Source organism: Psychrobacter halotolerans (assembly GCF_039680845.1).
Taxonomy (GTDB): Bacteria; Pseudomonadota; Gammaproteobacteria; order Pseudomonadales; family Moraxellaceae; genus Psychrobacter.
Genome location: NZ_JBDKWD010000003.1, coordinates 57,254 through 71,582, shown reverse-complemented (window position 1 = coordinate 71,582; position 14,329 = coordinate 57,254). Strand labels below are relative to the sequence as shown.

The window sequence follows — 14,329 nt, the reverse complement described above, 5'->3', positions numbered from 1 at the left end:
TACGAATTATTGCCTTTAATTGCTGGTTTTGCTGTACATCTTCCTTGATTACTGAAATATCAGTATTCTTTGATATAAGTCGCTTTAAATCTTCTTAAAACGGCTAAATCTGTCTTTTATTTACGCTTGTTCTTTAAGGAATAAATACTGTTTAATGGAAGTCGGCTTCATTTCAATTGAGAAACCTGGCCGCTTCGGTGGCATATAAGCAGCGTTTTTAATGACGCAAGGTTCAACAAAATGCTCATGTAAATGATCGACAAATTCTGTAACTCGGTCATCTTTCCTGGCAGAGAACCACAAATAATCAATCATGGATAAATGCTGAACGTATTCGCACAAGCCTACGCCACCGGCATGTGGGCATACTTTCAAATCATATTTTGCGGCCATTAATAACACGACCAAAACTTCATTAATACCGCCCATACGGCAGGCATCAATCTGCACCACATCAATAGCTTCGCGCATAATGAACTGCTTGAACATAATGCGATTTTGACACATCTCACCTGTCGCCACTTCAATAGGTACAATGGCCTGACGGATAGCACGGTGTGCTTCCACATCATCTGGCGAAGTGGGCTCTTCAATAAACCAAGGCTTAGCAAATGCCAATTTCTGCATCCAGTCAATGGCTTCTTGACGTTCCCAAATCTGATTGGCATCGACCATCAAATGGCGGTCTGGACCCATAATTTCACGGGCAATACTCACACGGCGGATATCTTCTGCCACATCACGACCAACTTTCAACTTGATGTAATTAAAGCCTTCATCTATCGCTTCTTGACACAGACGGGCAAGCTTTTCATCGCTATAACCCAACCAGCCTGCTGAAGTGGTATAACAGGGATAGCCTTCTTGCAGCAGTGTTTGCTCACGCTGATTTTTAGACGCCGCATTCGCTTTTAATAAGGTCAGCGCTTCGTCCGGGGTAATGCAATCGGTGATATAGCTGAAATCAATACAACCTAATACCTGTTCAGGAGTCATGTCAGCGACCAGTTTCCATACCGGCTTACCTTCACTTTTTGCCCATAAGTCCCAAATGGCGTTGACCACTGCGCCTGTTGCTAAGTGCATCGCGCCCTTGTCAGGGCCGATCCAACGCAATTGACTATCTGAGGTCAAATGACGCCACATTAAGGCTGGGTTTTGTTTAATTTCGTCTATATCTAAGCCCACGACTAAGTGACGCATCGCTTCGATAGCCGTGCAGCAAATTTCATTGCCGCGACCAATAGTAAAGGTCAGCCCATGACCGGAAAGCACGTCATCGTCTGTTTTTAAAATGACATAAGCAGCAGAATAATCTGGATCAGGATTCATGGCATCTGAGCCGTCTAAGTGTTGCGATGTGGGAAATCTAATGTCTAAGACTTCTAGGTCTGTAATTTTAAGCATGATAAAAATCCATTTTTAACGTCATTTTTTGGTAAGTCATGTTGATAAGTCACATTTTTTGCAGACAAGGCCTCCCCCTGCATTGGTTACCATGCAAATGAAAAATAGGAGACTAGGTTTAAATTACGGAGTGATGTTTATTGGGCAGCAATCACGTTTTGCTGCTGTTCACCCAATCCTTCAATACCGAGGCGCATCACCTGACCCGGCTTGAGATAAACGGGCGGAGTCTGCCCTAAACCTACGCCTGGTGGGGTGCCTGTCGAAATCACATCACCTGCTTGTAGGCCCATGAATTGGCTAAGATAACTGACGATGGTTGGCACATCAAAAATCATGGTATTGGTGTTACCGTCTTGATAACGATGCCCATCTACTTCCAACCATATTTTCAAATTATGAGGGTTTTCTATTTCATCTTTAGTCACTAACCAAGGACCGGTCGGACCAAAAGTAGGACAACCCTTGCCTTTGTCCCAAGTACCTGTGCCTTCAAGCTGAAAAGCTCGCTCAGACACATCGTTAATTACGCAATAACCCGCTACGTAGTCCATAGCTTGGTCTTTATCGATATAACTGCCGTCTTTACCAATTACGATACCGAGCTCAACTTCCCAGTCGGTTTTAAGCGAGTTGCGAGGAATTTCAATCTCATCATTTGGTCCAACCACTGCGCTGGTCCATTTGTTAAATACGACCGGCTCATCTGGCACTTCTGCACCAGTTTCAGCCGCATGATCTGAGTAATTAAGACCTATACATATAAACTTACCGATATTGTTAACACATGCACCTATACGCACGTCTGCGTCTACTTTCGGCAATGTGCTTAAATCTAAATCTCGGATTTTATCCAGCTCAGTGGCTAGTACTGGACCATGGATATCGTTGACCACTGCAGATAAATCACGAATATTTCCATCCTGATCCAAGATACCTGGTTTTTCTTGTCCCTTTACACCAAATCTTAAAAGTTTCATTGCTAACTCCTTGAGCATCTCGTCTTTAGTAAATAGCTTGAATAGTCTATCCTCTCCGCTATCAACTTGATTCGTCATTTCGTCAAATAAGGTTTTAATTCGACCAGCCACCGTCAATCATATTGATCGTGCCTGTAGTAAATGCCGATTCATCGCTAGCTAAAAACAGTGCCAAAGCGGCAATCTCTTCTGCTTTGCCGACTCGGCCCATTGGCTGACGCGCCACAAATTGCTGGTATACTTCATCTACGGTTTTATTTTGCTCTTTTGCTTGCGCTTCAATACGTTGATGCAGAGATGGAGAATCTACTGTTCCTGGACAAATAGCATTACAACGAATGCCTTGGAGAATGTAGTCGGCAGCGATAGCTTTTGTTATACCTAAAACAGCCGCTTTGGTAACGCTGTAAGAAAAGCGATTGGGTACGCCTTTTATACTCGATGCAGCAGAAGACATATTGATGATTGAAGCATTGCCCTTTTTAAGCATCGCTGGTAGAAACGCGGAAATCATATGATACATTGAGTCCACATTAATCTTGAAAGCACGGTCCCACTGCTCTTGATCGCATTCTAAAATTGAACCTGCAGGCACCCAGCCTGCACAGTTGAACAGCACATCCACATTTTGATGTTTGTTTGCAAATTTGACTATTTGCTCTTTATTGGTGACATCTAGATATTCAACTGTAATATTGTCAGACTGGGTTTTCAGTTTATCCAGCAGTTCTTGATTAATATCCGTAGCAATTACGTGCGCACCTTCACGAGCAAATGCCAAGGCGGTTGCCTGACCAATACCTTGTGCAGCAGCTGTGATGATACAAGTTTTATTTATCAATCTCATTTTTCTTCCCTGATTTTTACTTTATAATAAAAGAAGCTTAAAATTGAGCAGACCAAAAGTGGTCCAACCAATATAGGTCCAACCAATTTACGGTTTTTTTATTCAGTTGGCAAGACCAATTTTTAATTTAAGTTGAAATTTATGCAGAATACTCGGATTTATCAAAATATATTTAACAAAATTCAAAATGATATCAAAGCTGGAGTCTATGAGATTGGATCTAAGCTGCCACCTGAAAGAGACTTAGCACTGCAACTAGGCGTTAGCCGTACTTCAGTTCGAGAAGCTATGATTGCTTTAGAGGTCAATGGAATTGTTGAGGTGAAGTTAGGAAGTGGCGTATATGTCATCAATGATCATCAAGATGCAGCCAACCCACAGACAGGATTTAACACAACAGTGCACCCGTTATTGCTGCCATATTTAAAAGAAGACGCGGTAATTACACCTTTCGAAATATTGGAAGCCCGATTGCTGATTGAGCCCTATTTAGCAAAATTAGCCGCTAAAAACCGTACAGACGAACAACTAGAAGATATCAAAGAAGCCTTTTTGATGAATGTTCGAGATAATTTGGAGCGTTCTACTGAGCATATTGGCGACCGTCTATTCCATATCCGCATTGCTGAATCTAGCCAAAATGATGCCTTCGCTTTTTTTCTCAGTTTCTTGCTTAGTAAACACTACACGGAGTTCTTCAGCCGGATGCGCAGTTTATATACTCCCGAAGATATGCCTCTACGTTCACAGTTGGAACATCAAGAAATCATGACAGCCATTCAAAATCAGGATGCTCAAGCAGCCCACGACGCAATGAAGACACATCTACAGAATGTAATACGTATATTCGAAGACTCTCAATGAACGGCCCCGACAGTATTGGAAGGTTTTTTATTGGCGCAGGTGGCTTTTCGTAATGGGATTACATGCTAATAATACTGCTAATCAAAAAGTGACGCATGCTTAAGTGCGACGGCTAGTCAGTTGGGAATAGTGAAGTATTACTGTTCATTATTAATAGATAATAGCCATGACTCTTTAGACTTTAAAATAGTATAAATACGATTAATTTGTGGATTTAGATAATGCAATTCATCGTGATGAACAAGATTTATTTTAAATCAAAATTAAATCTTAATGACAAAAAAGCCGAATACTACTTTTTACAGTAATATGCGGCTTTTTCACAGGCACTTTTTATAGGTATTTTTTCATAGCTACTTTCTAACGATTAGAAAGACGTACGGCGATAATTGCGGTATCTAGGTAACCAAAAATTGGCTTTTAATCGACGCTCTAGATTTTCCATTGTTACAGGTAGGGCTAGCTTGTCCTCAATCGCCTGTATGGCAACGGCATAGGCAATCTTTTCACTGATCTCTCTGATAAAATTAATCGAAGGCAATATCGCACCTGGTGCTTTTTCGTATTCCATTGAAATATCTGCCAGTGCTTGGCTGGCCGCCATCAACATATTATCGCTGATACCCGTCGCCCGCGACACCAACACGCCCAGACCAATACCGGGGAAAATATAGCTGTTGTTGCACTGAGAAATCTCGAAAGTCTGACCGCCAAACGTGGTATGAGGAAATGGACTGCCCGTTGCAATAATGGCCTTACCACGACTCCAGTTCGTCACTTCCTGCGGGGTCGCCTCAACACGAGATGTCGGATTCGATAGCGGCAATACAATAGGATGCTCCGTATTAGCACATAACGTTTCGATCACTTCTTGGGTAAACAGACCTTTTTGCCCGCTTACGCCGAACAATACCGTGATTTTTCCTTCTTTAACCACTTGTGCCAAACCGAGCTTTTGACTCTTATCCCAATTTGCAATAGCCGATTCTTTTTGTACTAACGGTACTTGGAATTTTTGTAGCTCTGTCATGCTATCCGTTAATAGACCATAACGATCCACCATAAATACTTGGCTACGGGCTTGCTCTTCTGTTAAACCTTCACGCTGCATTTGGCGAATGATGTGTTCCGCGATACCGCAACCTGCCGATCCTGCGCCCAAAAAGGCGATTCTTTGTTGACTGAGTTTTTGCCCTTTATTTAAGCACGCTGCAATCAGTGTACCGACCGAAACAGCAGCCGTTCCTTGAATATCATCGTTGAAGCAGCATAATTGGTCACGATATCTATTCAATAATGGTGTGGCGTTGCCCTGTGCAAAATCTTCGAACTGTAATAACACTTCTGGCCAACGACGTTTGACGGCTTGAATAAACAAATCAACAAATTCGTTATATTCCTCCCCAGAGATGCGCGGATTTCTCCAACCCATGTACATAGGGTCATCAAGCAATTGCTGATTGTTGGTACCCACATCTAATAAAATTGGTAAGCAGTAAGCTGGACTAATACCGCCGCAAGCGGTATATAAGGACAACTTACCAATTGGAATGCCCATGCCGCCAATGCCCTGATCCCCTAGGCCTAAGATACGCTCGCCATCGGTTACCACAATGACTTTTACTTTTTGTTTGGTGGCATTTTGCAGCATATCGTCGATGTTGTGACGCTCAGGATAAGAGATGAACAAACCACGTTTACGGCGATAAATCTGAGAAAATTTCTCACAAGCCTGACCAACGGTTGGTGTATAGATAAGCGGCATTACTTCTTCAATGTGCTGCTCAATTAAGTGGTGAAACAACGTCTCATTAGTGTCTTGTATATTACGCAAGTAAATATGCTTGTCCATGTCACTGGTAAACGAGCGCAGCTGATGATAAGCACGTAATGACTGCTCTTCAATCGTCTCGATGTTGTGAGGTAACAAACCGGTTAAATTAAAATTATCCCGTTCTTCTGATGAAAAAGCGCTACCCTTATTCAATAAAGAGGTTTCTAACAGAGCTGGTCCAGCAAAAGGAATATATAACGGACGTTTTGTTTGCATAATAAAATCTTCTTAGTGAGAGTGTATTGTGGTACAAATTTAACTATTTAAATATTTTTGCTCATTTATAAGGGCGAGCCTATCGGCACAGCGTCCTATTATACTGAAATTATGGCTGCTCTTGGCAAAATCAATCGACTTAAATAGCAATTAAGAAGCGCTAAAGAAAAATAGGAGAAATTGGCTAAAAAAAGGAGAATATAAGATAAATAAAAAATCCACTCATTTTGCATGAGCGGACTTTTTATTCAGTAAAGGTGGCAGGATTTGAACCTGCCTCTTTAATACTCGTTGCCTTCTACATTGATACTGTCAACGCTTGCATATAACCATCACTGACTAACGCAGCTCATCAACGACCGCCAGCATCGCGATTAACGATGCCTCACCCAATTTGGCAGAGCGCTCAGGCGACCAACCCATATCTGCGTCGGGTACATTATCATTGTCCTTAAACGGCATCTCTAACGTATTAGCCAGACAATCAAAACGTTCCGCCACCCAGTTGGTTGCCAGTGTCATATTTGCTGTACCCGGTGCGTCAATGTCATAACCAAATTCGGATTGAAAGTCAGCACTGGCGAGCTTTAATACGTCTGAAAACTTATCGCGTAAATGCGCGAGACGCTCATTATAACTTGGCGCACCTTGCGAGCCTGCTAGGAACACATAAGGCAGGGCTTCATCACCGTGTACATCATAAAATAGATCAACTCCGGTTTTTTCCATTTTATTGATCACGTAAAAGACTTCAGGGCTTTTTTCCAAACTTGGGTTCAACCATTCACGGTTTAAATTGCTCCCTGCTGCATTGGTACGTAAATGTCCACGTACACTGCCATCAGGGTTCATATTAGGCACAATGTAGAAATTCGCTTTATCCAACAACAACCTACTGGTGGCGTTATCGCTGTCTAATAAGCTTTGTAGCAAGCCTTCAACCAACCACTCCGCCATCGTCTCGCCGGGATGCTGGCGCGCTGTGATCCAAATATTGCGTTTGCTCGTATCGCCATCGCCAACTTTTATTAAGGTTAAGTCACGCTGATCGAGCGTCTCCCCCAAATGCTCTAACGTCACTAATGGATGCTCTTGAGCCGCTACCAATAAATCCTGATGACGCTCATAACTGTAAGGCGTAAAATAAGCGATTTGAATGGTTGTATATTCTAAATCGGCTACGATGGTGAGTTTCCCGTCTTTATAAGTGGTCGGCAGGCGGAACCAATGCTGGCGATCATAGGACGCCACCGCTTGGTAATTCTCCCATCCGGTCGGATATGAAGACTCACCTGCGTTCATAATATTGAGAACGTATTGCTCTCCAACTTGACCTGATAAACGAAAATTAAACCACTGGAAAAACTCACCACCGAAGTCGGGGCGAATCGCCAATTGAATGTCTTTTTTATCGTCTGAATTGATAACCTCAATATTACCGGCATCGAAATTGGCAGTGATATGCATAATTTTTCCTTCATTCTTTTTTATGGTAATGCTTTGAAAATAGCAGTTAGAACAATCGAATGTTATTTATCTCTTTGTGGGTTTAAATATAACATTTTTTCTTTGACGACTGTTTCTTTTTAGCTTCTTAGCATACGTTTTAGAACAATGAATATATAGGATTAAAAAGAATTTTTCTTATAGGGTTAGCATTTGGACAATTGATTCTTTTATATGGTTTAAACTGTATAAAGTATTGATCAATTAAGGATTTTAATGATCTCTTCCATATCTAGGTGAGAGAACTCCTGAAGCGTTTGTGCAGAAACAATTATCCCCTCCCCAAACAAGAATAAGATATCGGACTTCTGCTTAGCATTATTGGCATTTATTTTTTCAAAGCTATCAAATAACCATTTTCTGACCTCAGTTTTGTGCTGCTTGGCTATTTGATGCGGTGAAGATTGAACATCTGAATATTCTGCACAAGCATTAATAAACATACATCCATAGAATGCAATTGAGGTTGTCCAGTCCTTTAGAAAAGCCAAATAACATGCAACTATATCTGCTGTTTCTTTGATCTCATATTTATTAAAATAATCTCTCAATTGCGTCATAAATATGCTGTGACGGTATCTTAGCACCTCCTCAATCAACCCCTCTTTATTGCCAAAATATGCATACAGAGTCCGTTTTGTGGTACCTGCCCGCTTAGATAAAAGCTCTACTCCGCTGTCATGAAACCCTCGCTCGTAAAACAGTTTATGGCTTTCTTTTAAAATAGTATCTCGCAATGGCATTGACCTTACTCCTGTGTGGCGAATTATTACTTATCTATTGAAAAAATATTGGTATTAATGTAAACCGTTCGGTATACTTAAAAAGTATACCGAATAGTATACCGACAAAGTCTCATAATGTTAATTATTGATTATAGGAACCAGTATGTTTTCATTTTTCAATTGGTATAAGTTAAGTGGTCAAGTCAGTCAGTGTCCAAAAAGACTACCTTTATCTAAAATAATAGCAGCTTGGCTGGGCGGTACTATTGCAACAGCAACGCTTGCTGTTTTAGGAAACTCAGTAGAACTCCTTATGATTCTGGGCTCATTTGGCGCAAGTTGTTTATTGATATTTGCTTATCCTATTAGTCCTTTTGCGCAGCCGCGAAATGTCATAGGTGGACATTTCATTGCAACCTTAACAGGATTAGTATTTATGACATTGTTTGGAATACATTGGTGGAGTATGGCGAGCGCTGTTGGTACGGCTATTGCACTGATGCTATTATTTAGAATGCCACATCCTCCAGCAGGCTCAAACCCTTTAATAGTAATGCTTGGTGCAGTAAACTGGAGTTTTCTAGTAACACCTACCTTGATTGGTTCAATTGTTTTAGTAATAGTTGCACTGGTTTATAACAATATAGGCAAGCAAAAACAATACCCAACTTACTGGTGGTAAATCACTAAAACTGAATTGAAAAACCTTTCGGAGAGAACTTCATACAGATACCCAATAAAAGCACAACACCAAAAAGCATAGCTATCCAAGCGTTGGTCAAATCACTGGATGCATCGATCAAAGCACCCGCCATCAAAGGAAAGATTGAAGCAATTAGATATCCACCACCTTGAACAAAAGCTAGAAGAGAGACAGCCTGTTTGGCATTTAAAGCATAGTCTAGCGCTACTATTAAAGACAAAGGGAATAGACCACCAATGCCCACACCTAATATTACGACCGTCAATAAGGGAAGCTGTGAAGGCATATATACCATCAGCAATAAGCCCACTAATATGAATAATAGCACTCCAAATAAAGGTTTGCGTCGATCAGGAAATCTAGTGATGAATAAGGACACCAGTAGACCTGCACCTACCTCTGCCACTGTTAAAGCACCTAACAATGCGCCAGAGGCATTTCGGCTCCAGCCTAACTGTATATAATTGAGTGGCAACCATGCTAAGACTAACGTATAAGCACCTGTACCAATACCGAAGAAGAGCATAAGTAGCCATGCGTTCTTAGACTTAAAAGGTAAGGATAAATACCCTTTATCCGTTGTTGTGAGACGCTGCATACCAAAAAAACAAAGCGCAATAGCAAACAAAGCTGGCATTGCCATCACCGACAAAGCAAAGTTCCATCCAAAAACAGCTTCTAAAGGTGATGAAATAGTCGCCGCAATGGCAGCGCCACCCATGATTCCAGTGGTAAATAATCCCATATAAATACTGGCATTATCTGTGGCTACCCTCTTCAGATACGCAGGCATCAATGTCTGAATAATGGCGATACCCATTCCACCAATAATAGAAGTAATGATCAGCAAAAGTGTGGAATAAGTGAGCAATCGAGCGCTACAAGAGATCACTATAGCCAACAACCCGAACACTACGCCCTCGTACTCACCTACCTTGGACTGCAATCTAGCACCTAATAAGGCAAAACAACCCATCATTGCTACAGGTAGCGTTGTTAAGAGTCCTGCGGCCTGATTGGTCATACCTATCGCGTTTTGTAAAACAGGTATTATAGGAGAGACGGATGCCATGATTGGTCTCAGATTGAAACCTATCATCAGGGTAACAATTGCCAATAGCCATTTTTTATATATAAATCTACTCATTGCTTACCTTATTAGAATTGCTTAAATAGTTTTGTTTACCTAGGCAATATAGCAAGCTTATGCACGCACATTTTTTATGTTTTAAAATCCTTGATTTAATTTTTAAACATTGAGGTTGAAAAAGACAATTTTGCAGATAAAGTTTTAAAAATTTTTATTTACTACTTCCGATTAGCGCTTTTAAGGCTTGTATATCAGGACTATCCGCTCTTCCTTTAGACCAAACCATATCTAAAGTAAAGTTTGGAAAACCCAGTGGTGGATCAAGAATACTCGCATGCTTAGGTATATTAAGTAGTGGTACAAGCTTTCTTGGTAAAGATAATGTCGCTGGTATTTGGTCAATGATATTGATACATGACTGATAGCTGTTGGTCTTAGCCAATATTGTCCTTTTTTTGCCTATTTTGTCTAGCCAACCATCCACCATATTTGTGTCTGATATCCATGGCGTCGGAAACACATGAGGTGACGCACAAAAGTGATTGATATCCATGCGATTTTGTGTCGCTGTATCAGTGCCTTGATAAGTAGTCAGGCAACAGAACTCATCACTCAAAAAAGACATCCATTCTAGGTTTGGATGCATTTGATGATAGCCAGGGCCAAAACCTATGGCGATATCTATATCACCAACTAACAATTTCTCCAAAGGTAAATCTTGCTCTAAGCGCTGCATTTCTAAAGAAGTGTTTAAACCATTTTGATTAATTGCACTTAATATGTGTGGTAATGACAGCAGCTCAAAATATTCTGGTGCGCAAATACGCCATACTTTTTGTTCGGAATAAATGCTTCCCTCTGAGCCTACGCACTGATTGATTGAGTCAACTGTCATACGCATATAAGGTGTTATTCTTTCCGCTTTTTTACTAGGATTCATGCCGCCATCCGTGGGTATAAACAGCGCATCATCGAAACACTCTCTTAACTTCTTTAGACAATAGCTCACAGTAGGCTGACTCACGTTCATGAGTTCAGCGGTCCTTTTTGCGCTTCTACATTCCATTAAGTTAAGAAAAACCACGATATCTTGTAAGTCTAATTGTTTTAAATGACTGTTACACAGCATAATGAACTTGAATCCTGTCACGTATTCGTAAAATACTACGATTTGATTGAAACTTATTAACCTCAAAAAGGTTTAACCGATGAATAAAATACTGAGCTTAATTGTGGTGGCCTATCTTCTAACTGGCTGTGCGTCAACGCGCAGTATGGAAGACAATAACAGTGACATTGAGCCTGATATAGATAGATCAAGTCTACCCGAAGGAATATTTACTTACTATGACAACCCTGCACGATATTACCTACCCGTTGAATACTTTTTAATAGGTAAGTTTGTCACGCAAAACGGCTGCTTATTATTTGAGACAAACAATGAGCTTTATACGCCTCTACTTCCAGCGATATATACGAAATATATAAAAGGTGATGCTCAGATAACGGTAAATAATGAAGTATACAATATAGGAGAAACCGGAGATGTTTCTGCGCGTCCTATTGAAAGAGAGTATGTTGGCAATTTTATCACTGAAGGACAGTCTCAGTGCTTACTTGATAAGTTTATGAGAATAGAAGTTCGAGGCATGAGGTATACATAATTTGTTTGCACTATTATTAAAAAGAAGTACCCAATCTCTTAGGAAGAAACCTATCCGGCTATTGACATAAAACCGGATAGGCGTAACAATAAGCAAAATAATAATGATTATCAATTGCTCAATCAGTACTTTCTTACCTTTTGTCTCCCTATTCTTCAGTCGTTTTAGTCATCAATATTTTGGCTTATATCACTCATAACTCAGTTTTGAGTACAGCAGTGGTTGAGTACGGCGACGATGACATCACTACTGCCCCATTTATCAATTGGATGCATACTTTATGGCTCAACCTGCTGCTCAAGATATTATCAATAAACCCCCATTAATAGTGGCTGACAAAGACCTGTTTGTCGATCATATCAACGATGAACATCAAGACGAGCTAGCAATGTTCATCAACATCTTTACCAAAGCATCCCTACGCGAAGACTCCGTTCCATCAATAGCTGAACTCTATTCTGATGGGATGCTGCTAGCGTTGACGCCCATCAATAACGATGAGAGTAACTCTAAAAACGCCGCCCATTCGACTGAGCAACACTTTATTAATTTTACCTCTCCTGTTCATGACTCGGCATCATTGCAAGAGCAGTATATAACCTTGTTACAAAGAGCCGCCACCAAGCTTGGCAAACGCACGATAAAACTAAGAGAGCAGTTTTTTACCGTACTTGATGGTTACTATGCCAGTCCTAATATGTACCGTCTGCTGGTCACCGCTCCTGACAACACGCCGCTCAACCAGCCCGGTTATGCTTATTTGCTTGATCTCAATGCTTCGTTCGCCACTTCAAAGCCAGTTTCAGCTGAGCAAAGTGACACGAATGCCAGTCATAGTACTGACGAGTTTCAAGGTTGTTATCGGTATTACTCGCTAAGAAAAGCATGGCAAGACGCCGATAGATCATCTGTTAACGCTTGGATAGATGTGTATATCCATGGCGATACGCCAGGCGGCAATTGGGCCAAGTCTTTAGGTAGTGGTGCCCAGATAAAAAGCGTGCGTGAATATCCCGAAAAACTAGATCACCTCTCTGAGGGACAATGTCTACTAATCTGTGATGAAACCTCCTTGCCTACCGTTGCCAATCTCTTAGAAAATTGGCAAAACCCTTTGCCGCCGCTTGTCATTGCCATTACTCGTGATGCAAAAGACATCAGCTATCTACAGGACATTACGCTTAGCGATCAGTTACGCCGTAATGAAGGTTTCAAACATGACAATCTGTTGCACATCGTTAATGAACCCCATACCGCGCTTTCTGAGCAGATAGTTACTACCTTGAACACCCATTTGACAGCCTCTTCTACCAAAATTGATAAAGTGTGGGGCGCGCTTGAAGCCGCCGATATCAAATCTTTAAGACCGCAATTAAAGTCAGTCCTTGGACTATCACGTCAAGACATGACCATACAAGTCTATTGGCGCACTCACTGATAATATGGTTAATCTAGAATAAAAGTGGTACATACAGTGATCACGTTCTACTGGTATAAATTTTCCTCACTGGCTGTTCGGGGCGTGACAGATGTTTCGTAAAATTCATCCCAGTAGAACCGTACTTTTTTTAAAATGGATTAACTATACAGGCGTGCACTATCTCTTATCTCTTAAAAACCCCGACCCTACCAATGGTGGTAATAAAAATGAAAATCATTTGCATTACTTAGGGGTTTTTATTTAGAATGCTTCATTTACTTTAGACTGCTCACTATGATGTACATTAATGATTTAGGCTTAATACGTCAAAAGAAAGTATTGCTACATCCGACTTCTTTTAACATTGAGCCCAAAAAGCTGTATGCCTTAATTGGTCACAATGGGTCGGGCAAATCCAGCCTTATCAAAGCGATGGCAGGAGAGATGACACCGACCCAAGGTGATATCCATATCAATGAGCACAATCTACAAGCGTTTTCTGCCAAAGCATTGGCACAAAATCTGGCATATCTGCCTCAAAATCTACCGGATGCGGGTGCCTTTACCGTCTATGAGTTGGTGATGCTGGGACGCTATCCTCATCAAAAGTGGCTACAAAAACCCACGGCTAAAGATCATGAGCATGTGAATAAAGCGATCGCCCTCACCCAAGTGGAGGCTTTTAGAGAGCGCCAAGTATCGACCCTATCTGGTGGAGAACGTGCCCGCGTATGGCTTGCTATGTGTTTGGCGCAGCAGACAGAATTTTTGCTATTGGATGAGCCGCTCGCTGCGCTTGATGTGGTGTATCAAGTCGAGGTACTCAAACTGATTCGTCAATTGGTGGATGAGCAAGGCTTAGGCGTGGTCATTATCTTGCATGATTTGAATTTAGCTGCCAGATTCTGTGATGAGTTTATTGCCTTAAAACAAGGTCAGCTTTGCCACATGGGTGATGTCGCAAGTACCATGCAACAATCGGTATTACATTCAATATTTGGTGTGGACTTTACGCTGTTAACTCACCCTGACACCAGTCAAAAAGTAGCGGTTATATGAGAGTAATAACCCTT

General features: G+C 41.2%; 13 protein-coding genes. 5 read left to right on the top strand and 8 right to left on the bottom strand.

The features are described 5' to 3' along the window. Window positions 1-120: 120 nt before the first annotated feature. The 3 genes from AAJP47_RS06880 to AAJP47_RS06870 all read right to left on the bottom strand — a co-directional run bounded on the left by AAJP47_RS06880 (window position 121) and on the right by AAJP47_RS06870 (window position 3,234). The gene (locus tag AAJP47_RS06880; RefSeq protein ID WP_346717173.1) at window positions 121-1,407 is read right to left on the bottom strand and encodes an L-fuconate dehydratase; all 1,287 of its coding nucleotides are present in this window, start codon (window positions 1,405-1,407) and stop codon (window positions 121-123) included. 137 nt (window positions 1,408-1,544) lie between these two features. After that, entirely contained in the window at window positions 1,545-2,387 is an 843-nt protein-coding gene (locus tag AAJP47_RS06875; protein WP_346717172.1) for a fumarylacetoacetate hydrolase family protein, read from the bottom strand. 94 nt (window positions 2,388-2,481) lie between these two features. Beyond that, window positions 2,482-3,234: an SDR family oxidoreductase gene (locus AAJP47_RS06870; RefSeq protein ID WP_346717171.1), complete on the bottom strand. Its 753-nt coding sequence runs from the start codon at window positions 3,232-3,234 to the stop codon at window positions 2,482-2,484. Window positions 3,235-3,375: 141 nt separating this feature from the next. On the opposite strand from AAJP47_RS06870, the gene AAJP47_RS06865 reads away from it, so the two are divergent. Continuing rightward, a complete protein-coding gene (locus AAJP47_RS06865; RefSeq protein WP_346717170.1) occupies window positions 3,376-4,098 on the top strand; it encodes a FadR/GntR family transcriptional regulator in 723 nt (240 codons plus the stop codon). Between the two features lie 367 nt (window positions 4,099-4,465). Here the strand turns inward: AAJP47_RS06865 and AAJP47_RS06860 are convergent, their stop codons facing one another. From AAJP47_RS06860 to AAJP47_RS06850, 3 genes are all read right to left on the bottom strand, one after another. Continuing rightward, a complete protein-coding gene (locus tag AAJP47_RS06860; RefSeq protein WP_346717169.1) occupies window positions 4,466-6,148 on the bottom strand; it encodes an NAD-dependent malic enzyme in 1,683 nt (560 codons plus the stop codon). 339 nt (window positions 6,149-6,487) lie between these two features. After that, window positions 6,488-7,615 carry a M14 family metallopeptidase gene (locus AAJP47_RS06855; RefSeq protein ID WP_346717168.1) on the bottom strand — a complete coding sequence of 376 codons (1,128 nt, stop codon included), beginning with the start codon at window positions 7,613-7,615 and terminating at the stop codon, window positions 6,488-6,490. A gap of 239 nt (window positions 7,616-7,854) precedes the next feature. Next, window positions 7,855-8,397 (bottom strand): TetR/AcrR family transcriptional regulator, encoded by a 543-nt coding sequence (locus AAJP47_RS06850; RefSeq protein WP_346717167.1) that lies wholly within the window; start codon window positions 8,395-8,397, stop codon window positions 7,855-7,857. Between the two features lie 145 nt (window positions 8,398-8,542). Here AAJP47_RS06850 and AAJP47_RS06845 point away from each other — a divergent pair, with 145 nt between their 5' ends. Next, on the top strand, window positions 8,543-9,061 hold the full coding sequence (locus tag AAJP47_RS06845) for an HPP family protein (protein ID WP_346717166.1): 519 nt from the start codon (window positions 8,543-8,545) through the stop codon (window positions 9,059-9,061). A gap of 4 nt (window positions 9,062-9,065) precedes the next feature. Here AAJP47_RS06845 and AAJP47_RS06840 read toward each other — a convergent pair whose 3' ends face one another. Next, window positions 9,066-10,229: an MFS transporter gene (locus tag AAJP47_RS06840; RefSeq protein ID WP_346717165.1), complete on the bottom strand. Its 1,164-nt coding sequence runs from the start codon at window positions 10,227-10,229 to the stop codon at window positions 9,066-9,068. 154 nt (window positions 10,230-10,383) lie between these two features. Then, entirely contained in the window at window positions 10,384-11,301 is a 918-nt protein-coding gene (locus AAJP47_RS06835; RefSeq protein WP_346717164.1) for a LysR family transcriptional regulator, read from the bottom strand. A gap of 79 nt (window positions 11,302-11,380) precedes the next feature. On the opposite strand from AAJP47_RS06835, the gene AAJP47_RS06830 reads away from it, so the two are divergent. The 3 genes from AAJP47_RS06830 (at window position 11,381) to AAJP47_RS06820 (ending at window position 14,315) form a co-directional block, all read left to right on the top strand. Beyond that, complete coding sequence (locus tag AAJP47_RS06830) at window positions 11,381-11,836, top strand: hypothetical protein (RefSeq protein ID WP_346717163.1); 456 nt, start codon at window positions 11,381-11,383, stop codon at window positions 11,834-11,836. Window positions 11,837-12,116: 280 nt separating this feature from the next. Further along, window positions 12,117-13,274 carry a siderophore-interacting protein gene (locus tag AAJP47_RS06825; protein WP_346717162.1) on the top strand — a complete coding sequence of 386 codons (1,158 nt, stop codon included), beginning with the start codon at window positions 12,117-12,119 and terminating at the stop codon, window positions 13,272-13,274. A 276-nt stretch (window positions 13,275-13,550) separates the two neighbouring features. Further along, complete coding sequence (locus tag AAJP47_RS06820) at window positions 13,551-14,315, top strand: ABC transporter ATP-binding protein (RefSeq protein ID WP_346717161.1); 765 nt, start codon at window positions 13,551-13,553, stop codon at window positions 14,313-14,315. The last annotated feature ends 14 nt before the right edge of the window (window positions 14,316-14,329 follow it).